Annotated in this window: 29 protein-coding genes; 19 read left to right on the top strand and 10 right to left on the bottom strand. The window is 67.6% G+C overall.

All coding sequences use genetic code 11. The features are described from left to right. The first annotated feature begins 26 nt into the window (after window positions 1-26). Window positions 27-1,712 carry an acyl-CoA dehydrogenase family protein gene (locus AB0K05_RS26230; RefSeq protein WP_364232414.1) on the top strand — a complete coding sequence of 562 codons (1,686 nt, stop codon included), beginning with the start codon at window positions 27-29 and terminating at the stop codon, window positions 1,710-1,712. Window positions 1,713-1,763: 51 nt separating this feature from the next. On the opposite strand, the gene AB0K05_RS26225 is transcribed toward AB0K05_RS26230, so the two are convergent. Continuing rightward, window positions 1,764-2,492: a LysR substrate-binding domain-containing protein gene (locus tag AB0K05_RS26225; RefSeq protein WP_364232411.1), complete on the bottom strand. Its 729-nt coding sequence runs from the start codon at window positions 2,490-2,492 to the stop codon at window positions 1,764-1,766. Window positions 2,493-2,547: 55 nt separating this feature from the next. Between AB0K05_RS26225 and AB0K05_RS26220 the strand changes: the two genes are divergently transcribed. From AB0K05_RS26220 to AB0K05_RS26185, 8 genes are all read left to right on the top strand, one after another. Beyond that, window positions 2,548-2,919, top strand: coding sequence for a DUF5997 family protein (locus tag AB0K05_RS26220; protein ID WP_364232408.1), 372 nt, complete (start codon window positions 2,548-2,550; stop codon window positions 2,917-2,919). 80 nt (window positions 2,920-2,999) lie between these two features. Then, window positions 3,000-4,055: a DUF6183 family protein gene (locus AB0K05_RS26215; RefSeq protein WP_364232405.1), complete on the top strand. Its 1,056-nt coding sequence runs from the start codon at window positions 3,000-3,002 to the stop codon at window positions 4,053-4,055. 258 nt (window positions 4,056-4,313) lie between these two features. Then, a complete protein-coding gene (locus AB0K05_RS26210; protein ID WP_364232403.1) occupies window positions 4,314-4,607 on the top strand; it encodes an antibiotic biosynthesis monooxygenase in 294 nt (97 codons plus the stop codon). Window positions 4,608-4,875: 268 nt separating this feature from the next. Next, window positions 4,876-5,070 carry a hypothetical protein gene (locus tag AB0K05_RS26205; RefSeq protein ID WP_364232400.1) on the top strand — a complete coding sequence of 65 codons (195 nt, stop codon included), beginning with the start codon at window positions 4,876-4,878 and terminating at the stop codon, window positions 5,068-5,070. Between the two features lie 141 nt (window positions 5,071-5,211). After that, window positions 5,212-5,631, top strand: a complete 420-nt coding sequence (locus tag AB0K05_RS26200; RefSeq protein WP_271278093.1) for a DUF5980 family protein — start codon at window positions 5,212-5,214, stop codon at window positions 5,629-5,631. 1,006 nt (window positions 5,632-6,637) lie between these two features. Then, a complete protein-coding gene (locus AB0K05_RS26195; protein ID WP_271278071.1) occupies window positions 6,638-6,880 on the top strand; it encodes a hypothetical protein in 243 nt (80 codons plus the stop codon). Beyond that, window positions 6,877-7,479 carry a DUF6879 family protein gene (locus AB0K05_RS26190; RefSeq protein ID WP_271278072.1) on the top strand — a complete coding sequence of 201 codons (603 nt, stop codon included), beginning with the start codon at window positions 6,877-6,879 and terminating at the stop codon, window positions 7,477-7,479. The genes AB0K05_RS26195 and AB0K05_RS26190 overlap by 4 nt, the downstream gene beginning before the upstream one ends. Window positions 7,480-7,563: 84 nt before the next feature. After that, a complete protein-coding gene (locus tag AB0K05_RS26185) occupies window positions 7,564-9,906 on the top strand; it encodes a tetratricopeptide repeat protein (protein ID WP_271278073.1) in 2,343 nt (780 codons plus the stop codon). Window positions 9,907-9,911: 5 nt separating this feature from the next. On the opposite strand, the gene AB0K05_RS26180 is transcribed toward AB0K05_RS26185, so the two are convergent. Then, on the bottom strand, window positions 9,912-10,358 hold the full coding sequence (locus tag AB0K05_RS26180) for a hypothetical protein (RefSeq protein WP_271278074.1): 447 nt from the start codon (window positions 10,356-10,358) through the stop codon (window positions 9,912-9,914). Between the two features lie 76 nt (window positions 10,359-10,434). Then, window positions 10,435-10,701, bottom strand: coding sequence for a hypothetical protein (locus AB0K05_RS26175; RefSeq protein ID WP_271278075.1), 267 nt, complete (start codon window positions 10,699-10,701; stop codon window positions 10,435-10,437). Window positions 10,702-10,926: 225 nt separating this feature from the next. On the opposite strand from AB0K05_RS26175, the gene AB0K05_RS26170 reads away from it, so the two are divergent. Genes AB0K05_RS26170 through AB0K05_RS26160 form a run of 3 tightly spaced genes read left to right on the top strand, consistent with a single transcriptional unit; the run spans window position 10,927 to window position 13,872 of the window. Beyond that, window positions 10,927-12,969 (top strand): hypothetical protein, encoded by a 2,043-nt coding sequence (locus AB0K05_RS26170; protein WP_364232396.1) that lies wholly within the window; start codon window positions 10,927-10,929, stop codon window positions 12,967-12,969. After that, entirely contained in the window at window positions 12,966-13,565 is a 600-nt protein-coding gene (locus AB0K05_RS26165; RefSeq protein ID WP_271278077.1) for a hypothetical protein, read from the top strand. Before AB0K05_RS26170 ends, AB0K05_RS26165 begins: the two co-directional genes overlap by 4 nt. Window positions 13,566-13,569: 4 nt before the next feature. Further along, window positions 13,570-13,872: a hypothetical protein gene (locus AB0K05_RS26160; RefSeq protein WP_271278078.1), complete on the top strand. Its 303-nt coding sequence runs from the start codon at window positions 13,570-13,572 to the stop codon at window positions 13,870-13,872. Window positions 13,873-13,941: 69 nt separating this feature from the next. On the opposite strand, the gene AB0K05_RS26155 is transcribed toward AB0K05_RS26160, so the two are convergent. Both AB0K05_RS26155 and AB0K05_RS26150 read right to left on the bottom strand, forming a co-directional pair. Further along, window positions 13,942-14,163 carry a DUF397 domain-containing protein gene (locus AB0K05_RS26155; RefSeq protein WP_271278079.1) on the bottom strand — a complete coding sequence of 74 codons (222 nt, stop codon included), beginning with the start codon at window positions 14,161-14,163 and terminating at the stop codon, window positions 13,942-13,944. After that, window positions 14,154-14,975: a helix-turn-helix transcriptional regulator gene (locus AB0K05_RS26150; RefSeq protein WP_271278080.1), complete on the bottom strand. Its 822-nt coding sequence runs from the start codon at window positions 14,973-14,975 to the stop codon at window positions 14,154-14,156. Before AB0K05_RS26150 ends, AB0K05_RS26155 begins: the two co-directional genes overlap by 10 nt. Before the next feature lie 210 nt (window positions 14,976-15,185). On the opposite strand from AB0K05_RS26150, the gene AB0K05_RS26145 reads away from it, so the two are divergent. The 3 genes from AB0K05_RS26145 (at window position 15,186) to AB0K05_RS26135 (ending at window position 17,281) form a co-directional block, all read left to right on the top strand. Continuing rightward, on the top strand, window positions 15,186-15,761 hold the full coding sequence (locus AB0K05_RS26145; protein ID WP_364232392.1) for an ATP-binding protein: 576 nt from the start codon (window positions 15,186-15,188) through the stop codon (window positions 15,759-15,761). Window position 15,762: 1 nt separating this feature from the next. Continuing rightward, window positions 15,763-16,044: a hypothetical protein gene (locus AB0K05_RS26140; RefSeq protein WP_271278081.1), complete on the top strand. Its 282-nt coding sequence runs from the start codon at window positions 15,763-15,765 to the stop codon at window positions 16,042-16,044. A 118-nt stretch (window positions 16,045-16,162) separates the two neighbouring features. After that, entirely contained in the window at window positions 16,163-17,281 is a 1,119-nt protein-coding gene (locus AB0K05_RS26135; protein WP_364232389.1) for a DUF6119 family protein, read from the top strand. Between the two features lie 155 nt (window positions 17,282-17,436). On the opposite strand, the gene AB0K05_RS26130 is transcribed toward AB0K05_RS26135, so the two are convergent. After that, window positions 17,437-18,360 carry an NADP-dependent oxidoreductase gene (locus tag AB0K05_RS26130; RefSeq protein ID WP_271278083.1) on the bottom strand — a complete coding sequence of 308 codons (924 nt, stop codon included), beginning with the start codon at window positions 18,358-18,360 and terminating at the stop codon, window positions 17,437-17,439. A 114-nt stretch (window positions 18,361-18,474) separates the two neighbouring features. Between AB0K05_RS26130 and AB0K05_RS26125 the strand changes: the two genes are divergently transcribed. Beyond that, window positions 18,475-18,915 (top strand): helix-turn-helix domain-containing protein, encoded by a 441-nt coding sequence (locus AB0K05_RS26125; RefSeq protein ID WP_271278084.1) that lies wholly within the window; start codon window positions 18,475-18,477, stop codon window positions 18,913-18,915. Window positions 18,916-19,291: 376 nt separating this feature from the next. Then, window positions 19,292-19,621, top strand: coding sequence for a hypothetical protein (locus AB0K05_RS26120; protein WP_364232385.1), 330 nt, complete (start codon window positions 19,292-19,294; stop codon window positions 19,619-19,621). A gap of 57 nt (window positions 19,622-19,678) precedes the next feature. Here the strand turns inward: AB0K05_RS26120 and AB0K05_RS26115 are convergent, their stop codons facing one another. After that, on the bottom strand, window positions 19,679-20,065 hold the full coding sequence (locus AB0K05_RS26115) for a type II toxin-antitoxin system VapC family toxin (protein ID WP_364232383.1): 387 nt from the start codon (window positions 20,063-20,065) through the stop codon (window positions 19,679-19,681). Then, on the bottom strand, window positions 20,062-20,298 hold the full coding sequence (locus AB0K05_RS26110; protein WP_364232380.1) for a hypothetical protein: 237 nt from the start codon (window positions 20,296-20,298) through the stop codon (window positions 20,062-20,064). Before AB0K05_RS26110 ends, AB0K05_RS26115 begins: the two co-directional genes overlap by 4 nt. Before the next feature lie 85 nt (window positions 20,299-20,383). Between AB0K05_RS26110 and AB0K05_RS26105 the strand changes: the two genes are divergently transcribed. Continuing rightward, window positions 20,384-21,016 (top strand): TetR/AcrR family transcriptional regulator, encoded by a 633-nt coding sequence (locus tag AB0K05_RS26105; RefSeq protein ID WP_364232377.1) that lies wholly within the window; start codon window positions 20,384-20,386, stop codon window positions 21,014-21,016. A 42-nt stretch (window positions 21,017-21,058) separates the two neighbouring features. After that, complete coding sequence (locus AB0K05_RS26100; protein ID WP_148030646.1) at window positions 21,059-21,631, top strand: DUF1707 domain-containing protein; 573 nt, start codon at window positions 21,059-21,061, stop codon at window positions 21,629-21,631. Here AB0K05_RS26100 and AB0K05_RS26095 read toward each other — a convergent pair. Both AB0K05_RS26095 and AB0K05_RS26090 read right to left on the bottom strand, forming a co-directional pair. Continuing rightward, on the bottom strand, window positions 21,609-24,020 hold the full coding sequence (locus AB0K05_RS26095; protein WP_364232374.1) for a DUF4132 domain-containing protein: 2,412 nt from the start codon (window positions 24,018-24,020) through the stop codon (window positions 21,609-21,611). The genes AB0K05_RS26100 and AB0K05_RS26095 overlap by 23 nt on opposite strands. Before the next feature lies 1 nt (window position 24,021). Then, on the bottom strand, window positions 24,022-24,414 hold the full coding sequence (locus AB0K05_RS26090; protein WP_271278089.1) for a hypothetical protein: 393 nt from the start codon (window positions 24,412-24,414) through the stop codon (window positions 24,022-24,024). Between the last annotated feature and the right edge of the window lie 63 nt (window positions 24,415-24,477).

The following is a 24,477-nucleotide window of genomic DNA, read 5'->3' as shown; positions in this document are numbered from 1 at the left end:
GTCGATGATATGTAATGCTCGGTGGTATGGGCAGGTATCTCGTCGAACCCTTCGACTCCAGCGACCGCTACGCCACCGAGCGCTACCAGGGAGCCGCGGGACGCAACTGGTGGCGCTGCGACCCGTCGCTCCAGCTGCTCATGCGCCGCCACCTCGGCGACGGCTACGCCTGGGCCGAGCCGCACCTCGACCGCCTCGGCGCGCTCATGGGCGGCCCGATCGCCGCGCACGCGGAGGAGACCGACCGCAACCCGCCCCAGCTGGAGAAGTACGACAAATGGGGGCGTGACATCAGCGAGGTCGTCATGCCGCCCTCGTTCCACGCCGCCCGCGACGCGCTCATGGCCGACAACTTCACCTCCCCGGCCTTCGCCGAGCAGGCCCGCGCCCACGGCGCCGACCCGGCCGCGCTCGCCGCCGCCTGGACCTACCTGCTCGACCAGGCCGACATCGGCATGGGCTGCGCGCTCGGCACCGGCGGCGACATGGTCGTCTCGCTCGCCGAACGCCACGCGCCCGACGACGTCAAGCAACGGGTACGGGAGATCTTCGCCAACGGCGACTACTCCGGCGAAGCCGCCCAGATGTTCACCGAGCGGACCGGCGGCTCCGACCTGGCCGCCCTGGAGACCACCGCCGAGCCGTCCGGCGACGCCTGGTCGCTGACCGGACTGAAATGGTTCGCCTCCAACGCCAACGGGTCCGCGTTCGTGGTGCTGGCCAGGCACGAAGGCTCCGTGGCGCCGTTCCTGGTGCTGTGGGAGCGCCGCGACGGCACCCGCAACGGCGTGCGCATCAGACGGCTGAAGGACAAGCTCGGCACCCGCTCGGTCGCCTCGGCCGAGGTCGAGTTCGCCGGCGCCGAGGCCTTCCTGCTGGCCGGGCCCGGCTCCGGCTCCGGCCTCGGCACGATGATGAAGCTCACCAACGCCTCCAGGCTCGGCGTCGCCATGATGGGCGCGGGCATCGCCCGGCGCGCCCTGACCGAGTCGCTCTGCTACGCCCGCGCCCGTGAGGCGTTCGGCCGGCCGCTCGCCGACCAGCCCCTCATGCGCCGCAAGCTGGCCGAGCTCATCGTCGAGGTCGAGGCCGTCCAGGCGCTCGTCTTCGACGGCCACGTCGGGCCGCGGCTGCGCCTGGCCCCCGCCCTGATCAAGCTGCGCGCCGCCCGCCTCGGCCTCACCGCCGCCAGCGACGCCGTCGAGGTGCACGGCGGCAACGGCTACATCGAGCAGTGGCCGGTCGCCAGGCTGCTCCGCGACGCCCAGGTCAACCCCATCTGGGAGGGCGGCGACCACATCCTCTGCCTCGACGTCCGCCGGGCGATGCTGCGCGAGAACGCCCACGAGCCGTTCCTCGACCGCCTGGCCGCCGCCGTGGACCGGGCCCCCTCGGGCGACTGGTCCCTGGTACGCGGCCGCGTCGACGACCTGGGCAAGGCGATCACCGCCTGGTCCTCGCTCGACCCGGCCGTGGCCGAGGCCCGGCTCTACCCGCTGGCCCAGTTCATGGCCGACGTGTACGCCGCCGCGCTGCTGGTGGAGCAGGCGGGCTGGGAGGAGCGCGCGGGCCACGGCTCCCGCAAGGCCCTGGTCGCCCGCCTCTACGCCGACGCCCACCTCGCCGACCACGGCCCCCTCCGCGGCCTCGACCGCCCCGCCGACGACCTGGACCACTTCGACACCCTCACCCGAGGAGCCTTCACCTTCTGACCACCCGCACTTCCCCGTGGTCTTCAACCCGGGTGTTCGAGCTTCCGGCGATCAGCGGGGCCGGCGGCCCTTCTTCCGGCCGCCGGTCGCCGTCCCCCGGCGTCCGGAGCCGCGCTGGACCGGCTTCGCCGCCTCCCGCCGCGCCGGCTTGTCCGCCGAAGGCTGAGGCGCACGGCCACGCGAGCTGTTCGCCGTGCGCCCGCGGACGATCCCGATGAAGTCCTCCACCAGGTCGGTCGTCGCGTCCGTGAGCCAGGCCAGCCCCACCTGCGACTGCGGCGCGCCGAGCACCGGCCGGTAGGTGAGGTCCCTGCGATGGTGCAGCCGCGCCAGCGACTGCGGGACGACCAGCAGCCCCGCCCCGGCCGCCACCAGCCGGACCGCGTCCGCCGTCGTGGCCAGCCGCTCGAACGCGGGCCGCCCGGGGCGGACCGTCCACTCGATGGCGTCGTCCAGCGGGTGGAAGACCTCCTCGTCGGCCAGATCGGCGACGGTCACCTCGTCGGCCGCGGTCACCACGTGATCCTTCGGCACCACGACCACCGTGGTCTCCACGTACAGGGGAATCACGCTGAGCCCGTCACGGTCGACCGGCAACCGCACGAACCCCGCGTCGGCGCCTCCGCCGCGCAGCAGACCCACCACGTCGGCGGCGGGAGCCGGGACCAGGGTGAGCGGCACGTCGGGCACCCTCTCGGCCCAGACGCCGACCCATTTCGCCGGTGTCACGCCGGGCGGATACGCCAGCCGGAACACCCCGCCGGTCTCCTCAAGAGTCACCCCGTCAGCGTACCGATGTGAGAAGGACCGGTTCCGCCTGACTACGCTGGACTCCATGACCACGCCCAAGCCCAAGACCACCCAGACGATGAAGCCCGCGACGGCGGCCAAGAAGCTGGGCATCGTCCTCTCGGCCACCCCCGCCGAGTTCCAGGAGGGCGTGGTCTCCCGGAGCGAGCTGAACGCGCTGCAGGCCTCACCCCCCGCCTGGCTCACCGACCTGCGCCGCAACGGCCCCCACCCCAAGCAGGTCGTCGCCGCGAAGCTCGGGGTGTCCATCTCCGGCCTGATGAGAAACGGCATCACCGACCCGCTCACCACCGCCGAGATCGACGCGCTCAAGGCGGAGAACCCCGCGTGGCTGGAGCAGGAGCGTTCCATCCAGGCCGAGGTCCGCAAAGAGGCGCAGCGCCTCAAGCAGCGCTAGCCCGTCCAGCGCGGTCGGGGGGCTCGCCGTAGATCACGTCCGCTTGTATGCTGCGTGGCCCGACCTATACGAGGACGCCCATGTCGCTGGATGAGCTGCCGGCCGGACTTCACGAGGCCGAGGACGTCACTCGCCACTACGACCTGGTCGAGCGGGCCGCCGCCGAGGGACGGGCCGGAGAGCTGTACGAGCTGGCCCTGACCCTGCGCGCCGCCGAGCCTGGCTGGCAGCGCGACGCCGTCCTGCTCCACATCCAGCAGGCCCTGGCGCTGACCCCCGGCCCCGGCAACGCGGCCTGCGCCGTGCGCCTGGCCGCGACCGAGCAGCTCGACTCCCGGGTCCGCCTGGCCGCCGCCCAGCTCGCCTCCGCCCAGCCGGTGGAGAACCTGCTGCCGCTGTACGAGGAGTACGAGCAGGCGCCGGAGCTGTTCGCGTGCCTGACGCAGGAGCTGGTGCTGCGTCACCCGGACATCGGCCAGCAAGGCGCCGTCCGCCGGGTGGCCGCCCATCTGGCGGATGCGAACCACCCCCTGGCCATCCTCCCGCCGGCCCTGCTGCCTTTAGAGGACGCCTTGGACCTGCCTTCGTACAGCCTGCGCGGGGCGTCGTACGCGATCCCGTTCGGTCCCGTCGAGCGGTCCGGCTTCCCGCGGCGGCCCGGCCACCAGATGCCGGCGGTGGAGTTGCTCGCGCCCGGCCTGCTCACGGCAGCCGTGGAGAACTGGGCGGAGGACTCCAACGGCCGGATCGAGGCGCGGGCGTTCCGGCTGGCGATGCCGGCCGAGCTGGACGCGGAGCTGCTGGAAGGGCTCGGGCTGACCTGCCTCGCCGGCGAGGGCGAGGTGACCGTGCGCGCCGCCACACCGTCGGAGGTGATGCGAGTGCTGTTCGCGGCGGCGGCCACCGGCTCCGCCTACGGCAGCGGCCGGGGCGGCGCCTACGGCAGGCTGCTGGCCTGGCAGTCGATGACCGCCCTGGCGGGCGGCACCCGCGTCGAGGACGCCGCCGACCGCACCTGGGTCCTGTTCGACGCCTCGACCGCCTGGTTCCACCAGGTCGCCTGGGACGTCGGCATCGCCGCCCTCGACCCCGACCGCCTCCTGGTCCACGTCCTCGCCGCCACCGACACCGACTGAGCCGCGGCCGAGCCGGTCTCCCGGTCAGTCGCCGCCGTCGCCGCCATCTCCACCGAAACCGCCCCCACCCCGGCCTCCGCCGTAGCCGGCGCCACCGTCGGCGGCCTCGCACTGAGTTGGTATCCACAGGCGTGCCAGTCGCAGGTTTCGCTTGCCATTCGGCGACCACTTATCGACGTCGCGTTGGTATCATCCCGACAGGGCGTCGGGAAAAGAGCCATGGCGCTACGGAGAAGGGCATCCCCCATGCACATGATCATGAACCGCATCGACGTTCCCGCCGAGGACGCCAAGGCGTTCGAGGTCACCTTCATGGAAAGCATGCGCGCCACCCTCGCCGGCGTCCCCGGCCTGCGGCGCAGTTCCCTCCTGCGCCCCACGGAGGAGGGGCAGCCCTACGTGTCCACGATGGAGTTCGACTCCCGTGCGGACTTCATCGCCTGGCTGCGCTCCGACTCGTTCAAGGCCGCCCACTCCGACCGTGAGGCGCCCGGCATGGACACCCCCTCCGCCATCGAGCAGTACGAGGAGATCGGGACGATCGAGAGCTGACGCCGGCCCACCGGGCGCCGGGGCCGCCGTGCCAGTTGCTCTTCAGCTCGCACGGGCGAGCTGCATCCACGAGAAGGAACCCGGTGCGCGGGCTCGGACCCTTGGCCCTGTAACGGGTGTTGTCATCGACGAACCCGGCCGTAGCCGGTGGCCAGGAGGGTGTTGCCACCAGGCGACCAGGAGGCGCTCGCGATTCAGGTCGGAAGCTCAACCCATGTCTTGACGCCGGCAATTCGTCCTGTCCCTCCTCGACTGCGGCGCCGGCAAGGTGTACGCCACCGCCCGCCGCCCCGGCCTCATCGACGTGCCGGAAGTCGTCCCGCTGCGGCTGGACATCACCGATCCGGAATCGGTCGCCGCCGCGGCGGCAGCAGCACCCGACGTCAAGATCGTCATCAACAATGCGGGAATCTCAACCGGGACGAGTCGCCGCAGAGTGGCGGGTGATGCGAGCCTGTCGTGACCGCCCGCCGCCTCGCCCGGCCGGTCCCCTTCTATGAAAATTTCATAAGAACACTGAAACTTTCTTGTCAGAGGGTTCTTTAAGCATCAATGATTGCTGAGTCAGAGGTTTCTGTGAGAACCAAGGGAGGCAGTCGTGAAAATGAGTCACCGCGCCGCCAGAGCGGCGCTCGGCGTGACGGCAGGACTGGCCATCGCATTAGCCGGCAGCACACCCACCTCGGCGGCGACGTGGGACCTCATGGGGGAAAATCAAATCTGCATCAAACACGGACACTCTCACTGGACATACTTCCTGGCCGCTGTCGTCGGCACCTGGTCGTCGACCGTCCATGTCACGGTGGAGAACCTGCCCGCCGGGGCGGTCGTCACCCAGGCCGACGCAATCCCACCCGGCTCGAATCACACCAACTCGAACGGTTCGACAACGGTCAACGGCTGGGTCTTCGCAGAGTTCGACCCGCTCCCGATCGGCGTCTACACGGCGCAGATGACGGCTTCGGACGGGACGCAAACCCTGTCCGACCCCGTCACCATCACCGTCAAGGAGCGCTGCTACTAAAGCGTGTATTCGAAAAGCCTGCTCGGAACAGGGCAAAAGGTTTGATCTATCCGCCGGTGTGCACCAGCCCTCGCATGGCGAAAAGCCCGGCAGGAATGCTCGGCAACGTAGGCCACGTACCTGCGGATGCGTTCCCCTGCGAAGTTGAGCAGATCAACTGTCCGCGGCTCCCCCATTGGCCGCGGACAGCGGATCGCTTCGCTACAAGCTCCTGCGGCTCGGCGGAAGCACCGTTCTCCCTTTTCGCTGCACCACCTGAGAACGCTTCGACCCTGATGGCGAATCGCCGGGAGTCGCATGGTCGTAACGTCAGAAGTCGAAGATGCCGTTCTTCGCGCCTGCCACGAACTTGGTCCAGACGGCCCGGCGGAGAACCCACGAAGAGTTCGAACGCCAGGCGCCGAACCGGGTGATCGAGCGGCCTCGCTGGCCCGCGACGGTCTCACCAGCGGCGCGCTGCGTCCTTCGGCGCGGCGCTGATCGGCAGGAACGGACTCGGCGTCCCGCTCCACGACACGTGCTCAGTCTCGGCTCGCCGGCCTGATCGCCGGCGGGCCGTCGTTCGGCGACCACGTCCCGGTAGACCTCCTCGGGCGTGAAGCCCTCGGCGAGATACCGCAGCACCTCGAACTGGTCCTCCGGGAACAGGTTCGGTCGACGGTGCGCTCCTAGAACCGCCGCATCACCCTTCGTCCTTCTCCAGGGCGTCATAGCTCTCCCAGAAGGTGCTGCCGGAGGCGAGCCGCGGCACGAGGAGACCTCCCGGGGGTGAGCAGGGGATCACCAGGGTATCCGAGTATCGTGACGAAATGCTGGCTGGTATCCCAATGGCACCTTCCTGATTTCCCGTATCAGGCGTCCACAAAATCCAGCTTTCATGCGAAACCATATTTTGTTATATGCCCCGGCCGCAATAAACGGGCAGGGAACTCTCCATGGCCAGCTAGTATTCCGAGGGTCATTGATAGCCTATGATCAAGCCGGATTCGACAGGGGGAGGGGCCTCATGTTCGATTTCGCTCGCCGGGTGGGGCTGAGCCCGAGACAACGAGGAGAAACCTCGGGCAGAGACACCTGCCCGGACATCTGGGAGTTGGACAACGGAGCTTTCGCCGTCATCGGGACAGACGTCACAGACCAGGTAAGGGACCGCCTCCCCGAAGACGTGCACTGCGCATCCTACGAGCGAGTGGTCATCGTCACACGCCGCACCATGATCGCCGCTAAGAGAGATCTGCCGGACGCATGAGCCGTCTCAAGTTTCCGCCTCGTCCTGACCTGGTGACGGCTCGGCTTTCCCCCGACGGCTTTCGACGGGAGTTTCGTAACGCCAGCCGGAGTGTGACCGGGCGCGTCTACAAGCTGGAGCGGCGCCAGACCTTTCAGGAGCCGGGAAATCCGAGCTGGGAGGCGTTCGCCGCCGGTGACATGAGGAGAGCGCTCGAGCTCATCGAGGAAGACCGGGCAACCCAGCGGGACTTCAAGAAGATATTCGACGACAGGGACGCGCATTTCTATCGGCTTCGCGTCATCGAGGACCCGCTCAGCAGCTATTTGAAGTGGGAGCTTGCGCACTTCAGGCTCAACGCGGAGGAAGGAGAGAAGATATTCATCGTCAACCAGGCGATGATAGCGGACCTCGATCTCCGCTATCGTCTGGACGACTACACGATATTCGACCGGTCTCTCGCGTTCTTTCTCAACTACTCTGACGACGGCCTGTTCCTGCATGCGGACATGGTTTCCGATCCGGCGGTCATGTCTGAATTGGTGGCACTATCCGAAGAGGTTCTGGCCCGATCGATTCGATTCGAGGACTACCCGGTGGATCTCTCGTTCTCCGAGTAAATGTCGTTCTCGGCTATGGCGATCGCGCATGTGAAGTGATGTCAAGTGACTACTGACCCGCCCGAAGGAAGCACCCACTCCGAGATGTCGGGCTCCGCAGCCGACATCGTTCAGGCGCGTGACATCAGTGGCGGAATCCACTTCCACCGATCCAGTGACGGGATGCCCAGGCCCCAGCAGTTGCCAAGTGACGTCTCCGGGTTCGTCAACCGGGAGGTGGAACTCCAGCGCCTCGAGACCGAGATCGTGCCAAGCGCTGACGGGTCCCCCGGAATACCACTGATCATCATTGCGGGTACAGCAGGAGTCGGGAAAACCGCTCTTGCTCTGCGCTGGGCGCACACGATGCGCAGAACTTTCGCCGATGGCAACCTGTACATCAATCTTCGTGGCTATGATCCGGGCCTGCCCGTGACGCCGCAGCATGCCCTCGAAAGGTTTCTCTCGGCGTTGGGTGTGCCTCGCGAATCGATTCCCTCCGAGCTCGACGATCGCGCGGGCTTGTACCGTTCCCTGCTGGCGGGCCGGCGCATGCTCGTCGTCCTGGACAACGCGGTCTCGGTCGGCCAGGTCAGGCCGCTGATCCCAGGTACGCGGGAGTCCCTGGTGATCGTGACCAGCCGGAGCAGATTGTCGAGCTTGATGGTTCGGGACGGCGCACTTCGGATCACGCTGGGGCTGCTCTCGGAACAAGATTCGGTACGGCTGCTCAGAAATGCCATGAAAAAGTACCGGCCACATGACGAAGACGCCCGGCTGGCCGACCTGGCTCGTCTCTGTGCTCGCCTGCCACTGGCGCTGAGAATCGCCGCGGAACGCGCGGTGAGCAGGCCGTGGATGGAGCTGTCCGAACTCGTCGACGAACTGCGGAGCGAATCCACCCTCTGGAGCGCTCTCAGCACGGACGATGAGGACGACGCTGTGCGAAGCGTGTTCGCCTGGTCCTACAGAGCACTTCCACAAGACGCGGCAGAACTGTTCCGGAAACTTTCCGCCCATCCAGGGGCGGAGTTCTCCAGCGGTGTGGTCGCGGCCCTCATGGGCGAAGGCAGGGCACGGGTACGACACCTGCTGGACGTTCTGGTGGGGGCGCACCTGGTCGAGCAGTCAGGAGCAGATCGGTTCCAACTCCACGATCTGCTCCGCAGCTACGCCGCCGACCAGTTGTCGACCGAAGACAGCCGTGAGATGTCGATGACGCTGGTGAACCGCGTGCTCCTCTGGTACTCGCACGCGGCCCAGGCGGCTACAAGCTGGATCAACCCCATGGAAGAGGCAGCCGTTCTCCCGGCGCTGGACACCGGCGTGGAAGCACGCGGCTTTTCCAGCTACGAGGAGGCAGTCGACTGGTACGAGCTGGAGAAACTCAATCTGCGGGCGACGGTCAAGCGTGCCGCCGAACTGGACCTGCACGAGCTCACGGCGAAGCTCGCCGTCATTCTTCGTAACATCTACATGCGTTTCAACGCGTTCGAAGACTGGGTTGAAACCAGTCAGGTCGGTCTGCAGGCCGCCCGTGACCTGACCGACCGGCAGACCGAGGCCAGCCTTCTCGAAGGTCTCGGAATGGCCTTCACCCAGCGTCACGACTTCGAGCGTGGCGAGGAGTTCCACCGAGCCGCGCTGGCGATACGGCAGGAGTCGGGCACGCGAATCGACGTGGGACTGTCCCTCAACGACATCGGGATCGTGCGCTTCAGAGGCCGCCGACTGAGCGAGGCGGCAGACATGTTCGAACGCGGCCGCGCCATCTTCGGCGACCAAGGGCATGATCACTGGGAGGCCGTGGCCGCCACGAACCTCGCCGAGGCCCGAGCCGAGCTGGGACACCTTCGCGAGGCCGAGATGCTGGTGCACCGAGCCCTGCAGATCTTCAGGTCGACAGGCGAACGCGGCGGCGAGGGAAACGCGCTTCGAGTCCTGAGCAACATCAGACGTCGCACCGGACAGGCCGCCGACGCACTGGACTTCATCGAGGGCGCGCTGAGGATCGCACACGAGGCCAGGAACCACGTATGGGAGGCGTACTGGCTCATCGAACTGGGCAAGGTGCAGTTGCTGATGAACCGGCCGGACTTCGCGCTCGTCTCATCGCAGCGCTCGGCGAATCTCCATCGCCGGATCGCCGACCGGGTACGCGAGGCGCAGGCATGGGATGTCGCCGGCGAGGCGTATCAGGCGCTGGGCCGCTTCCACGAGGCGGCCGACTTCCACCGCGGCGCGGTCAAGGTCTTCGACGGCGCGGGTCTCCGCTGGTTGACGGGCATGTCGCTCTGCCATCTCGCCTTCGCGCGGCGGGGGATGGGCGATGACGCCGAGGCCCAGCAGAACGCACTGCGAGCGCGAGAGTTGCTGTCCGGGTTCGAGGACATGGATGCGGCGGCCGCCCGTGTCCGCATCGACGAGGTGTTGCGGCGTCGTCCGTGATCGTCCTATTCAGGCTGTTCCGCAGCCTCGGACGGATCCGCCCTCATGACGCCGGGATCCTTGATGTCGCGGGCCTGTATGACGAATCCGGTGACAGCGCCACCCTTGATCTCGTTCTCGGTCGTTCCTCCTCCAGACGCGGTACGGTCGCCATCCTCGTCCGGTGAGGCGCCGATGTCTCGGGCTTGGACGATGCCGCCGTGCACGTCGCCGCTCACAGTGTTCCGCACGGATCCAGGTGTCTTCTTCGACGGTGCGGGTGCCGGGCGGCGCATGAGCACCACGCTGTAGACGGTCACGCCGAGGGCGGCGATTCCCACGAGCGTGCCGATGATCTGCGCCCATTCGCCGGCCCGAGCGGTGCCGATCGCGAGGAAGAAGACGCTCAAGACGCCCAGCGCGACGCCTGTCGATGCGAAGATCAGCCAGGTGGAACGATGTCGTTCACTCATATGGGCAAGTCTGACGCTGAGGGAGCGAGATCAGCAGAGGTCGATGTTGATGTACTTGTGGGACTGTCGATGACAATCACGATTCGCGGATCCACCGCGTCTCGGCGATGACGTCGTCGTGGCTCGCGCCGCCGCTGAGCGACCGGAGGGCCTCCAGCCGTTCCCTGATCGTGTCCGGGGCTGGACTGGCGGAGACGAACTCCCCGTGCTCCTCCTGGTACGGCCGCGGATCGTCGTCGAGGAGTTGGTGCCGCAACTGGCGTGCCACCGCCTCGGCGACGAAGCCGGAGACGTTGTCGGTGAGCTTTTTGAGCTCGGCCACCTGGTCACTCGGCAAGGTCACAGTGAGACGTGTGGTACTCGCCATACGGCAAGCATGCCGGGGTATCAGCCTCACTGCGTTGGAACTGCTGAAGAAACCGCGAACCTTGGAGACCGCCGGCCACGTACATCCTGGCGCCTGCGCGTCTCGAAGCCGGGAATGACCATGCTTTTCCGCTATGCACCGCTGATGAGGAGCCCCACCCGGGGATAATCCGGATGTTCTCGACCGTGCCGGAGACCCTTGATGACGACCCCGTCGCCGAATCCCCAGCCGTCGCCTGAGCGGCCGCCGGACAAGCCCCCGGCCCGCGCCGAGAAAGGCCCGGCGGAACCTTCCCGGACCCCTCCCGCGGTCGCGCAGCCGCCCGATTGGGAGTATTCGGGGATCGACCCGAAGCTCATGCACGCGTTCGAGCGCGACCTCGGCCAGGCGGAGACCACGCTCGGCAGGCACGAACCACGGATCCGCCGCACCCTGGAAGACCTCGACCTGGACACCTCCCGGCTGAACGCGCTGCGGGAACTGGGCAACTGGATCGGCGCCAAGCGGCCGGAGCTGCGCCGCCGCAACGAGACGATCCAGGCGGCGAAACCGGAGTGGGGCGCGGGGATGGCGCCGTTCGACGAGCGCCTGTACAGCGCCGCCTCCAGCCAGCCCGACGTGTACGCGGCGGCCCTCAAGCTGCGTGAGGTCGACCGTAACGGCGAGGTGGACGAGAAGACCGTCGCCGAGCTGGAGAAACGGGCGGGCGACGCGGGATTCGCCACCTCGCTGATGTACGCGCTCGGGACGGAGAAGTTCCGTCACCTCACGGCGGCGCTGGTGCACCAGAAGGACGAGCGGAAGCAACGATTACAGGCGGCGCTGGGCAAGACGCTCGGCGCGGCCAGCCCGCGGCTGAGCACGTCATGGCGGAAGGAACTGCTCGACCATCTGCGGGTGCCGGTGGATCAGCACGCGCTCGCGGCGGTGCTCCCGTACGGGAAGTTCAACCGGGACTTCCTGGTGGCCGCCGCCAAAACGCTTGAGGGCCTGGACCGGAAGACCTGGAACGAGAGGCCTGCGACCGGCATTCCGCACGATCCGATGATCGGGGTCATGAAGGCGCTCGCCAACCACCCCAAGGCGGCCCAGGACGTCTTCGTCGGCGACCCCGGCATCATGAAGCGCTACGTCACCGAACGGCGGATGCATGACGACGGGGCGGCGTTCGGAGCGGCACTGGAAGCGGCGACGATGACCTACCGCGACCGCGACGGCTCCCCCCGGGAACCGTCGCCGGGGTTCATCTCGGCAAAGATCGCCTCGGAATTCATCCGCTGGGAGGCCGAGCGCGTTCTGGATAACCCCGACGAGCCTTCCTTCGCCACCACTGGCGCCGCGGCACGCATCATCAGCGCCTACATCAGTGATGTCAATCGGGTCGCAGAGACGCCGAAGTCCCAGGCCACATCCAGTGTTTACGGCGGCCTTCGTGATCATCTGACTTCAGCTGATCAAGTTTGGGGTGCACAGTTCGACAGAAGTGGCCTTCTCAAAGTGATGCAGAACCTTTTCACGCATGATCCGGAGACGGTGGCGATAATCACGGCGGCCCAGATCGCATGGTCGAGGAGCATGCTCGACTACGGTGCTGCGCAAGCGGCCGCCGGTAAAACCACGTCAGCGTTCCTGGCTAATATCCGGGAGACTGGAGCAGGCCTCGGACTGATAGTCGACGCAAGCGGGCTCGCTAAAATCGAGCGAGGTGCCAAACTGGATGAGATTCAGGAGCGTAAAGTAAAGCTGTTCATGGCGGCGGTCAACACGGCGCTGGCCATCCCCCAGACTGCTGCATGGGCGATCACGTCAACCGCCTTGGGCTCCTGGACTGGCTTGATCGAGAGTGCGGTGGCCAAGACCGATATGAATAAGGATCGGGCCGCACACGAGGCCAACGTCGGTGACAGCGAGGCCCTGTATCTGCACGATCAGCTGATTGCCGACGCCATGCTCAGGCATGGGTTGTTCGGCAAGAGCGATCCTCCTGCTCCCACGCATCCGTGGGGGTCTCTGCAAGAGCTAGGTAAAGGAGAAGATCCCCGTAAGTCGCCGAACAATTTCCTGAAGGATGACGGAAACTCTCTCATGACGCAGCAGGAGATGGCCCCATATGCGGGAGATGTTCTGCCTCGGCTAGATGCATACAAGAGATGGCTCTACGATGGTCTCGCCGGCGGCGCATGGAACGAAGCCCGCGACGAGTCGCGTTCAGGATTCCGGGAAGGCAGGCCAGAATATCCATGACAAGGAAGCGTTTCCGCATCATCGGTGTCCTGTTGTCCGGCGTGATGATCCTACTCACTTCCTGTCAGCAGCAAGAAAGCCCGCCGCCGGTCGACAAGGCGCCGCTTCCGGCGGTGGCCGCTTCGCCATATGTGTGCGACTTCGTACCACTCGATGCGGTGCGGCTGATGACAGGTATACGTGACCCGATAGTCTCGGGCGGCTTCGACATGACTGTGGGGGAAAAGCTTGACGGGGTCAAGTACGGGACGGGCTCGTGCCGTGTCTATCAGCCGACCGGGGACAAGCTGAAAGTGCTGCAGATAAGTCTTTCTCCAGCGGGAGGAGAACAGGCGGTCGAGTGGGAGATCAGCCAAGGGTCCCAGCGGCTCCCGGAGATCGTTCCTGGTGCGGTCGGCTATTACGGGCAGAACGGCAGCGCTGACAACACCCAGGCGGCGGCGATACTGGTGCACGGGTTCGACCGGGTCATCGTGGACCTGATCCAGGGCGTCAAGGGGCGGGACAACGCCGCCGACGTGGTGGCCATGATGAAGCTGGTGGCGCCGAAGCTGATCCTCGACGCGACCCTCGCTCCCGAGAAGACCGAGGACTGAGCCGATGGCCGAGATGGTGCGCAATCCGCTGTACGAGGCGCTCCAGCAGGCCGTCAGCACCATCGGCCCGATGATCGAGCAGATCAACGCGGACGTCGACCGTCCCTGCCGGATGTTCCACTCGGGCAAGGTCTGGACCGGGCCGACCGCCAAGCAGTTCGACGCCCAGCTCGCCCAGTTCAGCTCCCGAGCCCGTACTTCGGGGCAGGCGATCGTGGACGAGCTGCGTCAGGTCCTCAGCCGTACGCCCAGTGAGGTGACCGAGGAGGAGGCCGCCTCGATCAGGCGGAAGTACCGGCTCACCTGAGTCTCAGTCAGCTCGTGAACGTGGGTGCCGGCCCCCAGCGGATCGCCGGAGGCCGCTTGACCGCTGACGCTAGAAGTCGAAGATGCCGTTCTTCGCGCCTGCTATGAACTTGTCCCAGACGGGCCGGCGGAGCACCCAGGGCTCGGCATCCGGTTGCTCGGTGTCACGCAAGGCGACTCGGCCATCGGACAGGTGCTTGGCTTCCAGACAGTCGCCGCCTTGACCGCTCGACGCGGTGATCCATCCGGCCGGGTTCGAGATTTCTTCCGCTACTTCCTTGCTCAACTCCACGCTGCCACTCTCTCCTTGATGCGCTGTACTGACAGGTACGCGGGGAGTGCCGCACTGCGGATGAGTTCGAGTCGATCCACGAGGCGCTTGATGTCGCCGGGGGAGTCCACGACGCGGCCGTGGACGGCTGACTCGACGTAGGCGGCGATCGGCACTCCATTTTCCTGGGCCAAGAGAGCCGAACCCACCAGGACCGCCGTACACCGGGCTGCGTACGGGAGGAGCTGGACGGTGAACCACTTGTTCTCGGCCAGGTTGATCAGGTGTTCCAGCTGATGGCGGGTCACAGAGTCGTCTCCAACCGGACGATACAGGATGCCTTCGTCCATGACAGCTAGGAATTGAGGGGGTGTCGGGCGGTCGAAGATGGCTTGTCGCTCGATTCGTGCATTGACAAGTTCTTCGACCTGTTGTGGGGATTTGTGGGGTTCGCCCTCGAAGATCGCGCGGGCGTACTCTTCCGTCTGCACCAGCCCGGGAACGATAAGCGGTGCCCACGTGATGAGCTGATCCGCCTTCCGTTCGATCGGTGGCCATTGCCGAAACCAGTCGGGCATCCTGTGGCCGCTGATGGCGGGCCAGTGGGTGAGGAGAGCACCGTCCAGGCCCAGCGCTTTTTCGCAGAGCTCGATCAACTCGCGGGTCGGGTTCTCGTCGCCGCGTTCCACGTTGCCGATGCGGCTTTTGCTGTAACCGATGCGCTCGGCGAGCTGCGCTTGCGTCAATTTAGCGGAATAACGATATTTGCGGAGTTCCGCACCGAAACGCGCTGTTGGACCGGCGGTTGGATCGAGCTCTTTGGGTGCTGGCATCGTCTCTCCCCGCTACCAGGCCTGTTCCAGCTCGCCTGGCTTCGTGACAGAAAAAGTCTGGGATCGCTCTGGGAGCGTTTCCGCAGACAATCTAGCGCGCTGCAGGCAGTGTGTGGAGTGCCATAAGACAACTCGTTCGGCCAACTCTTGGGTGACAGGCATTAGCGAGATCGTCGCTGGCATGCTATCTACGCGAATGGGGCATAGAATATGACAGCGGTCAGGATGAAAGTTATCGGTGAGATGCGGTTCCCAGGCCGGTCAGAAATTCTAAGTGATGTCCGCATTTATGTAGCTCGATGGCTTGTAGTCGCACTACCCGAAGCGGCGGACGACGGAGAGATGCTAGACAACGTGCGCCTCCTCGCGACCGAGCTTGCCGGTAACGCGATAAAACACACGATCTCCGGTAGATGGAGCAAAGGCTCATTTCGGGTTCGCATGCGGCTCGGCGCCGGGTGGGTCCGTGTCGAGGTGACAGACCAGGGGTGGTGGTCCGGGCCGCGTCTCCGCGATGACCCGGAGGGCTCTGGTGGGCGAGGGCTGCACATCCTGGGGGCCGTGGCGAAGAAATGGGGAGTGAAGAGGCGCTGGCTTGGCCGGGCCGTGTGGTTCGAGCTTCCCGTCCCGCTCCCGGTAGTCGCGCACACGGCCACCCTGGACTCGCCGTACCGGACATGTACGGGACCAGCCCCTCCTGATGCGGGCCACATCCACGATCCTGCTGCGGCGCGTGTCGACATCGTCCCTCAGAACCACGTCGAGATCACCGAAAGGAGTGCGTGACGTGCAGATAATCCACGATTTTCACGGCCCGCACGTCGAGCCGCCGATAGTCGACCACGTCAAGCTCACCTGGTACGAACCGACCCCTCGGACGCCACGCATCCGGGTGATCTTGCATACCTGTGAATGTCGCGAAACGACGTACGAACTGTGCGCCGCCGGCGGCCAAGCCTTCGTCCGCCGTACAGACCGCAAGGAGCAGACCGTCCGCGAAACCTCGTGGACGCTGACCGCGACCACCGTACGGCTCTTCGCGCAGATCCTGCGCGGAGAAGCGAGCTGATCACAGTTGGAGATGCGGAGAACAAGTCGTCAGCCGCACGAGAGATATTCGAGCATCTCCGCTATCTCCTGTGTCTCCTCGTGGTCTGGTCCGTGGAGGACCTGGAGGTCGTCGAACAATGGTCTCAGCACCTCGCATGCTGCAGTGTCATTGCCCTCGCTGGCCAGGAGCATTCCGATGCTGCGCCGGACCTCGACGGCGGTTTGAGAAATGTCGCTCTCCTTCGTACGGACCAGATCCAGTACGTCGTGGTACTGCTGGAGTGCGCTGGTGGCGTGGCCGAGTTCGGCGCGCGCTGCTGGATGAAGGGCTCCGAGGCGAGGGCGACCTCATGCTGCACATGGTGGTCCCGTCCACCCTGGTCAACCGGCGTCACGAGGCTCGCTCGTACCGGATCAAGGTCGGTAGCGTCCCCCTCGTCCGGGAGGAGCTTGATCTCGACGATCTCCGCCGACGGTGCAAGGTGCAGTACTGCGTCAGTCCCTCTGCTGCGCTTCGTGGCGGGACCGTCGAGATGTACGCCGATCGCGAAGGCAAGGAGTCGATCGGCAAGGCCCGTGCCATCCAGTGGATCGAGGCTGCAGTGGCGATCGGATCGCACGTTTACCAGCTCAGCGACGGGGAGTGGTACGAGTGCGGTGCCACCTACGTGGAGTCGATGAAGCGTCGTATGCAGGAACTCATCGTGCCCGAGCCGGAGGTGGACATGCTGCCCTGGAAGGTCGGAGAGTCCGAGGAGGACTACAACATCCGCATGCAGGACACGCTCGGTCGAGGCCGGTACCTGTGCCTCGACCGCAAGTTCAATCGGACCCGGCAACAGAGCAGGGGCAAGGGTTACGAGGCGTGCGACGGGCTGACCGACCGGCACACGCTGGTGCACGTCAAGGCGGCGGAGAGCTCGGAGCCTCTCAGCCACCAGTTCGCCCAGGCGTTGATCTCGACCCGGACCTTGTACAACGAGCCGGACGCCCGCGCGAAGTTCAGCGCGAAGGTGGCCGAGCTGAGCGGCGGCCAGCTCACCGTGCCGGAGAACTTCGTGCCGGGCAAGATCGTGCTGGCCATCCTCCTCAAGGGCAAGGAACTGACGCCCGACTCGCTTTACCCGTTCGCCCAGGTCGCCCTTGTCGCGCTCGCCGATACGCTCCGGCGTGACCACGGGGTGATCGTCGAGGTCGTCGGGATACCCAGCGACTCCTCGGATAGTGCGGGCGGGACTATCCGAGCAGAAGGGTGATGTGGCGGCCGTACGGCGTGGTCGCCTGCTCGATGGCGCCTCGTTCCTTCCATAGCGAGGCTCGGGGCGCCGGTCGAAGATCATCAGTACGTCGATTGTTCCCATGCCCGCCGGTGGTGATTTTCCCGACCGGTGATGAGTGCGGTCACATATTGTCAGCCCGCCGCTGTGCCCGGCGTGAGAACGTACCTTCCGCGTACGCCGCCCTTGGCGACCGCGCGGTGGGCGGAGGCGACCTCGTCGAGAGGCACGACGGCGTGCACCCGAACCGGAAGGCGGCCATCGGCGGTGGCCTCCAGGAGCTGCGCGAGCCGGGCGCCGTCCGGCCGCGCCACCACCACGCGGACGGTGATGCCCCGCACCTCCGCCGGCGCCGCCCCCGGCTGCACGCCGACGAACAGGCCGCCGTCGCGGACCAGGGGCATGCCCTGCTCCTGCATCGCGGCGCCGTCGGCCACCGCGTCCCAGCCTGGCGTGGCCCGCGTGGTGAAGCCGGCGCCGAGGCCGCGCACGAACTCCTCGTCCTGCGTACGGGCCAGTCCGGTGACCCGCCACCCGCGATCCTGGGCCAGCGAGAGCACGTAACCGCCGACAGCGCCCGCCGCGCCGGTCACCAGCAGGCTCCGGCCGTCACCGTCGCCGAGCAGGTCGACGAGCTGGGCCGCGGCCAGGCTGTTGAGCGGGACGGCGGCCGCCGCGACCAGGTCGAGGCCGGCGGGCACGGGCGCGATGTCGTCGGCCGACACGATCAACTGCTCGGCGTACGTGCCGAAGTCGCGGTCGAACCCGTCGATCAGTCCCGCGACCCGGGTGCCGACCGCCCAGCCGACGCCCGGTCCGGCGGCGGCGACCGTACCGGAGAAGTCCCAGCCCAGACCGGTGTGGTGGGGCTGGTCGACCAGGCCTCGCCCGTGGAACACCCCGGCGGCGACCGCCAGGTCGACGGGGTTGACCGCGGCCCCGGCGATCTCGACCCGGACCTGACCCGGTCCGGGCTCGACGAGGGGCACGTCGATGATCTCGATGGAGTCGGGGCCGCCCGGAGTGCGGACGACGGCGGTGCGGAAGGTGGTGGACATGTCGCCTCCTATGGAGAAACGGGAGCTTTTGCACCACCATGGAGGGGTTACTCTCTGACGGGAAGTACGCACTCCGGAGTGCGTATCTCACCCGGCGGTAGGAAGGAGCGGCCGATGCCGACGACGACGGCGGCCCAGCAGCGGGCGCAGGCGAAGATGGAGTACGACGCGTTCCTGGCCGGCTGCCCCAGCCGCCGGCTCCTGGACCGGATCTCCGACAAGTGGGTGTCCCTGATCCTGGCCGCGCTCGGGAGCGACGGCCCGCGCCCCGGCGGGGACTGCGCCGGTGAGCCGAGACCGATGCGCTACTCCGAGCTGTCCCGCCGCCTGGCCGGAGTCAGCCAGAAGATGCTCACCCAGACCCTGCGCAGCCTCGAACGCGACGGCCTGATCACCCGCACGGTGACGCCGACCGTGCCCGTCACGGTCACCTACGAGCTGACCGACCTCGGCCTCTCGCTCCGCGACCTCATGCACGGCATCAAGGCGTGGGCGGAGACGCACATGGACGAGGTCCTCGCCAACCGGGAGCAGTACGACACCCGTACCGCGTGACCAGGGGTTGCAGATTGGCACGAGCGCGACGCCCTCGGAGCGGCTCTCCGGCGCCCGCGCGGCCGGGTCACGCCGTCGGCAACGGAGGCAGGCACGGCCATCGGACCCGGCTGACGCGACGCCACCTCGGCGACGTGCGGGACACCCCGAACACCGGAAGCACCGCAAGCACCGCGAGCATCTTGGTGCTCTGCGATCTGGGCGGAGAGCCCCGGCGGTCGAGGACGACGGCTCCGGCGCGTCAGATCGCGGCGCCCGCCGAACCGTTCAGTAGCCGCGCAGGTGAAGGCAGTGGAAATGACCGGCTTAAGTCCGGCTGTCGTCCTGGAGCCTCCTCTTGCGGTGACTCAGGCTTGGGCACATGGGATTTCCGAGGGTGACATTCATCGCCGGGGCGGCCCTGGCCGCTCTGACCCTGGCGGGCACGGGCGCAGCCCATGCGGCGGACGGGCAGCTGACCTTGATCAGCGAGACCGGCAGCCGCACGATCGTCTACGAGAGCTGTCAGCCTCCGAGACAGCTCCATCCGCAGCTCGCTCAGCTCCAGTCGTTCCGCAACCAGCCGCCTCCCGGCTGCCAGGCCGTCCTCGTCAACCAGTCCGGCGCCGGCCTGGTGCTGTGCGTGGGGCGCGGGTTCGTACCGCCGGAATTCAGCCGCCCGTCGCTCGTCCGCGTTCAGCCCGGCACCGCGCCGGCCTGCCTCTGAGACGGAAGGGCCGCGGGCCGTCACCCTGCTTGAGAGTGACGCGCCGGCGACGACAGATCAGCAGAAGTCGACGTTGACGTACTTGCGGGCCACCTTGTGGATTTTCTCGTCGGTGGTGACCAGAGTGCAGTCCAGTGCTTCGGCCAGGGCCACGTAAGTGGCGTCGTAGCCGTCGAAGTTGGCCCTCAGGTCCCAGGCGCGATCGGCGGTGAGGTCGTCGGGGTGACGGGTGAAGGGCAGGCCCGCCTTGACCATCCGGGCGCCTTCGGCGCGGGCCTCACTGATCTTCCCGCCGAGGAGCAGGCCGCGCAGGGCGTTACGGAACTCGTAGTCGAGCAGGTGAGGGATGTGGAGCCGGTTCTCGGCGACGCGGGCGAGCAGTTCGTCGGCGGGGGAATGTCCGGCCAGGGCCTCGACGAGCGCCGAACTGTCGATGACGATCACGATTCGCGGATCTTCCGTATCTCGGCGACGACGTCGTCGCGACTCGCGCCGCCGCCCAGCGACCGGAGGGCCTCCAGCCGTTCTCTGATCGTGTCCGGAGCCGGAGTGGCAGCGACTTCGGTGAGGATGCCGGCCACGTAAGCGGACAGCGACATCCGCTTGCGGGCGGCCCTCGCCTTGAGCTCGGCGACGACTTCCTCGTCCAGGCCTCTGACTTGCAAGGTGGCATCCATGCTTCAAGCATACTGCTTTTGCAACATGCCGAATAAGCGTCCTGCTGCCGGTCTTGATCGTCCGGCGGACCATAAACTGCCGGTCATGGCACCCAGACGCAGGCGGAGTCCCGCGGAATCACGGGCCGAGCTGCTGGCGGCGGCGGGCGGGCTGATCAGGGAGCGAGGTCCGGACAACGTCAGCCTGCGGCAGATCGCCGAGGCCGCCGGGGTCGCGCACGGGCTCGCCTCCCACTATTTCGGCACCTATGCCACCCTGGTCCGGGAGGTGCTGCGGGCCGAGAACGATCGCATCGAGGCGCGGGTGCGCGAGCGCATCCAGGCCGAGGACGGCGTGCCCACCGCCGCGGGGATCATGGGGGTGCTGTTCGACACCCTGGCGGACGAGAGCTACCTGCGGCTGTTCGTCTGGGCCGAGATGCACGCGGAGTACCGCGGCGCCGCGCGGCCGGAGCTGGTGGAGCTGGTCGACACGATGGAGGCCGGCATCCGCGCGGCGCTCGCGGGAGGGCCGGTGCCGAGCCGGGCGCGCATCGAGGCGGTCGTGCTGGTCGGGCTGTCGGCCGCGTACGGGTTCGCCATCGGCGGCCGGTCGTGGCTGGCGGGCCTGGGTCACGATCCCGACGACCCGGCGTACGAAGCGGAGTTCCGCGTTCAGCTCGCCCGGATGATGGGGGCGCACATGGTGGAGGAGGCTTGTTCTCCAGTTGGAGAATAAGATGGTGTGGTCACGCTGACCGCACAGACAGGACTCCGAAGCATGGTCGAGCACCCCCCGAGCCGGCAGGTACGCCCCTCCGACGAGGAGCGTGACCAGGCCGCCCAGCGGCTCCAGTCGGCCGCCGCCACCGGCAGGATCCAGCTGGGCGAGCTGGACCAGCGGCTGAGCGAGATCTACGAGGCGAGGACCCAGGACGAGCTCGCGTACGCGGGCCGCGGCCTCCCCGAGCCCGCCCGCGCGGAGACGCTGGTGGTACGGGACGAGCCGAGTTCCCGGTTCGCGCTGAGCGTGTTCGGCTGGTTCAGCCGCAGGGGCCGCTGGGTCGCGCCGCCCGCGTTCACCTCGCTGGCGGTGTTCGGCGGCGGGGAGATCGACCTGCGCGACGCCCGCTTCGCGAGCCGGGAGATCCGGGTGCGCGCCTTCGCCCTGTGGGGCTACACCGAGGTGATCGTGCCCGACGACGTGGAGGTCGAGGTCAAGGGCTTCGGCCTGTTCGGCGCGTTCGACAGGAGCGCCGTGCGCCGTGAGCGGGGGGCGCCGCGGATCGTCGTCAGCGGCCTCGCCCTGTTCGGCGGCGTCGGCACGAAGGTCAAGAAGGCCTCCGGTTCGTGAGCTGCCGGGTGATCGACGGGTCGGCGATGGCTGTGTCGGCGGCCAGGAGGAACGCCTTGGACAGCACGACCGACAGCATGCCGCCGTCCTCCTCGAAGGGCAGGAAGACCTGGTCGCCGACGCCGCCGGGGACGATGCACAGGTAGGCGTCGTCGGGCTCCATGAGGATGTTTCCCGAGCCGAGGTGGATCTTGTAGGTGCGCAGGTCGCCGCGGACCCGGAGGAAACGTTCGGTGAGCTCGCAGCGGCTCGCGATGGAGAGGCGGGGCAGCAGCCGGGTCAGGGCGTCGCGGCGGATCCGGGCGGTCTCCGACAGCGCGCCGAAGCTGTAGGACTGCCAGTAGTCGCCGTCGCCCTGGAGGTCGAGGCCGGTGGAGGTGACGCCGACGGCCAGGTCCGCGTCGCGCAGCGTCTCGGAGAGCACCAGGGGAGGGACCCGCTCCAGGGGGATGGTCCGGCCGTCCGCGCCGGTGAAGCGGAGGTTTCCGCTGACGCAGATGGAGACCGTGCCGACGCCGTCGCGGTCGAAGGAGTGCTCGTCGAGGTGGAAGTCCCAGTGCGCGGCCAGCCCGCCGGGCAGTTCGCGGGTGGCTTCGGCCTGGTCGGAGCCGTACTCCCAGCCCCAGTGGCCCAGCGACATGCCGGTCCAGCCGCGCTCGGTCAGCAGCGCCTTGGCCGTGCCGTACCGCAGGAGGTGACCGGCGAAGCGGCGTGAGTGGTCGTGACTCGCCTCCTCGGCCGGGGTGAGCAGGTAGACCTCGCGGAAGGCTTGTTTGAACGGCTGGCGCAGGCCGGCGTCCATGAGATGGTCGCGCCAGGCTCGGACCTCCTCCACGCCGTGCGTGATGGGATGCCACAGATGGACCGGGGTGTCAGGGCCGGGCTGGACGCGGCGCCCGTCCGGGCCGGTCAGCTCCCAGCCGTCCTCGCGCCGCACCGGAATCCCGGCGGGGCCCTGGAGGATCTCCCAGATGAGCGTACGGGCGAGCGTGCCGGTGACCGGATGGTCCAGATAGAACGCACACACGTCGCGCCAGCGCCAGACGCGCTCGGTTGCCAGGGCCCGCTCGATCCGGAACCGTTCGGCCGGCAGGGTCTTCCTCAGCTCCTTGGCGGCGGCCCTGAACTCGGCCAGAAGCTCCCGATCGACGCTCCTGGGGATGGTCTTGCGGATCTTGCCGGATGGATCGGTGAAGGTCACGGTGCCGTCGGCGGCCAGTCGCAGGCCCTGCTCGGTGCGGACGCCGTCGGGCCCCAGCCCGAAGCCGGGCACGGTGCGCTCCAGGAGCTGCTCCGGGGAGAGCCCCGCTTGCGCGGCCACCGCGCCGATCGTCCTGGCCACTCCGGCGAGAATGGTCTTCTTGCGCACCTTGGCCTGGACGCGGGCGAGCTGGGCGACCACCTCCAGGTCGCCGCGCCGGCCCAGCACGCCGACCGCGGCGTTGGCCAGCTTCTCGCTGCGGGCGTTGGCGCCCGTGCCGCCGATGCCGGTGCCGGTGGTCACGGCGACGTCACCCAGCAGCGAGGTCACCCACGGCTGGTCGACGAGCTCACACGTCCAGACCATGCCGCGCAGCGGCACGGCGGTGCGCTCGCGCAGGAAGACGGTCTCGGTCCATTCGCCGCCGCCGCGGTACTGGTGGCGGTGGGTGACCTCCCGGTGCGCGACGAGCATCCGGAGCACGTCCCGGATCACCTCGTCCGCCTCCGGGGTCAGCAGCGCGGCGGCCCGCTTCAGCCACCGGGCGCTCGGCTTCGACGCGGTCGCCGTGTTCCAGTGGCGCAGCAGCGGCAGCACCTCGGGCGCGGCCAGCCGGGCGGCGTGCGCTTCGATCATGCGCCGGGCGAAGGCGTCGTCCTCCCACATGATGTTGCGGACGGTCGCGGCGGGGTCATCGGTCTCGGGCTCGGTGAGCAACGTCCCGATCGGCTCGCGCAGCACCTCCCAGGCGGGTTTCCAGTATTGGGCCAGCCATCTGGGCCGGTGGTTCAGCACGTCACGCCGTTCGTGGTACGGCAGCCGGGCGGTGGCGTCCAGCGGCAGCCTGTAGAGCTCGTGGAAGTTGGTGTGCGCCCAGGTCATGAGCCTGTCGGCCACGCCCCACAACTGCTTGACGGTCTCCATGGGCAGGTCCGGCATCCGGTCGATCACGTCGCGGATCACCGCCAAGCGGCGCTCGTCGTGCTCGTGGCCGCCGTCCCAGCCGAGGCTGAGCCGCATCTGCGCCCAGACGGCGAACGGGACGCGTTCGTCCTCCCCGCAGACCAGCTCCTCTTCCGCCGCGAAGGCGGCGTCGAGGCGGTCGAACAGGTCGCGGTGGTCGTTGGCGAAGTACACGGAGGTGTAGTCGTTGTTGAGCGGCGAGTCCTTGAGGATCTGATAGTCCACGTCAGCCTCCGACCAGCGGGACGAGCTTGACGAACGACACCACCGGGTCGGTCGTGAGCGCGATCTCCTCGTCCAGGTCCTCGATCTGCCGGTCGCCCACCAGCAGCAGAAACCCGTTGCGGGCGAACGCGGCCTCGGCCGCGTCGGCCTGCCTCTCCCAGTCGAGCCTGCGTGCGGTGCGCATCCGGTAGCCGTTCAGCTCGGTCTCGGCGTCGGTGGGCTTGACCAGGCCTCGGAAGTGGTGGCTGGGGGCGGCGTTGTGCCGGGCCACCTCCTCGCGTACGCGGAGCCGTACCAGCTCTCTGGCGGAGATCCGCTCCGGCAGCCCGGGCAGGGAGAACTCCTCCAGAGCCCGGCCTGTCGCGGTCTCATCGCGAAAGGTCACCGTCGTCATGAACGCACCCGTTCCGGTGGGGGTTTGGATGATCACGTTCTTCATAGCAGCGCCGGGTGACAA

It is taken from the genome of Nonomuraea sp. NPDC049486 (assembly GCF_040676925.1).
GTDB lineage: Bacteria > Actinomycetota > Actinomycetes > Streptosporangiales > Streptosporangiaceae > Nonomuraea > Nonomuraea ferruginea.
Note: the sequence above shows the minus strand (reverse complement) of the source record. Positions and strands in the feature narration are given on the sequence as shown.

Excerpts from the sequence above, each read along its gene's own strand:
- AB0K05_RS26230 (WP_364232414.1), top strand. The coding sequence starts at position 27 with ATGGGCAGGTATCTCGTCGAACCCTTCGACTCCAGCGACCGCTACGCC.
- AB0K05_RS26220 (WP_364232408.1), top strand. The coding sequence starts at position 2,548 with ATGACCACGCCCAAGCCCAAGACCACCCAGACGATGAAGCCCGCGACG.
- AB0K05_RS26215 (WP_364232405.1), top strand. The coding sequence starts at position 3,000 with ATGTCGCTGGATGAGCTGCCGGCCGGACTTCACGAGGCCGAGGACGTC.
- AB0K05_RS26210 (WP_364232403.1), top strand. The coding sequence starts at position 4,314 with ATGAACCGCATCGACGTTCCCGCCGAGGACGCCAAGGCGTTCGAGGTC.
- AB0K05_RS26200 (WP_271278093.1), top strand. The coding sequence starts at position 5,212 with ATGAGTCACCGCGCCGCCAGAGCGGCGCTCGGCGTGACGGCAGGACTG.
- AB0K05_RS26195 (WP_271278071.1), top strand. The coding sequence starts at position 6,638 with ATGTTCGATTTCGCTCGCCGGGTGGGGCTGAGCCCGAGACAACGAGGA.
- AB0K05_RS26190 (WP_271278072.1), top strand. The coding sequence starts at position 6,877 with ATGAGCCGTCTCAAGTTTCCGCCTCGTCCTGACCTGGTGACGGCTCGG.
- AB0K05_RS26185 (WP_271278073.1), top strand. The coding sequence starts at position 7,564 with ATGTCGGGCTCCGCAGCCGACATCGTTCAGGCGCGTGACATCAGTGGC.
- AB0K05_RS26180 (WP_271278074.1), bottom strand. The coding sequence starts at position 10,358 with ATGAGTGAACGACATCGTTCCACCTGGCTGATCTTCGCATCGACAGGC.
- AB0K05_RS26170 (WP_364232396.1), top strand. The coding sequence starts at position 10,927 with ATGACGACCCCGTCGCCGAATCCCCAGCCGTCGCCTGAGCGGCCGCCG.
- AB0K05_RS26165 (WP_271278077.1), top strand. The coding sequence starts at position 12,966 with ATGACAAGGAAGCGTTTCCGCATCATCGGTGTCCTGTTGTCCGGCGTG.
- AB0K05_RS26160 (WP_271278078.1), top strand. The coding sequence starts at position 13,570 with ATGGCCGAGATGGTGCGCAATCCGCTGTACGAGGCGCTCCAGCAGGCC.
- AB0K05_RS26150 (WP_271278080.1), bottom strand. The coding sequence starts at position 14,975 with ATGCCAGCACCCAAAGAGCTCGATCCAACCGCCGGTCCAACAGCGCGT.
- AB0K05_RS26145 (WP_364232392.1), top strand. The coding sequence starts at position 15,186 with ATGACAGCGGTCAGGATGAAAGTTATCGGTGAGATGCGGTTCCCAGGC.
- AB0K05_RS26135 (WP_364232389.1), top strand. The coding sequence starts at position 16,163 with ATGGTCTCAGCACCTCGCATGCTGCAGTGTCATTGCCCTCGCTGGCCA.
- AB0K05_RS26130 (WP_271278083.1), bottom strand. The coding sequence starts at position 18,360 with ATGTCCACCACCTTCCGCACCGCCGTCGTCCGCACTCCGGGCGGCCCC.
- AB0K05_RS26125 (WP_271278084.1), top strand. The coding sequence starts at position 18,475 with ATGCCGACGACGACGGCGGCCCAGCAGCGGGCGCAGGCGAAGATGGAG.
- AB0K05_RS26110 (WP_364232380.1), bottom strand. The coding sequence starts at position 20,298 with ATGGATGCCACCTTGCAAGTCAGAGGCCTGGACGAGGAAGTCGTCGCC.
- AB0K05_RS26105 (WP_364232377.1), top strand. The coding sequence starts at position 20,384 with ATGGCACCCAGACGCAGGCGGAGTCCCGCGGAATCACGGGCCGAGCTG.
- AB0K05_RS26100 (WP_148030646.1), top strand. The coding sequence starts at position 21,059 with ATGGTCGAGCACCCCCCGAGCCGGCAGGTACGCCCCTCCGACGAGGAG.
- AB0K05_RS26090 (WP_271278089.1), bottom strand. The coding sequence starts at position 24,414 with ATGACGACGGTGACCTTTCGCGATGAGACCGCGACAGGCCGGGCTCTG.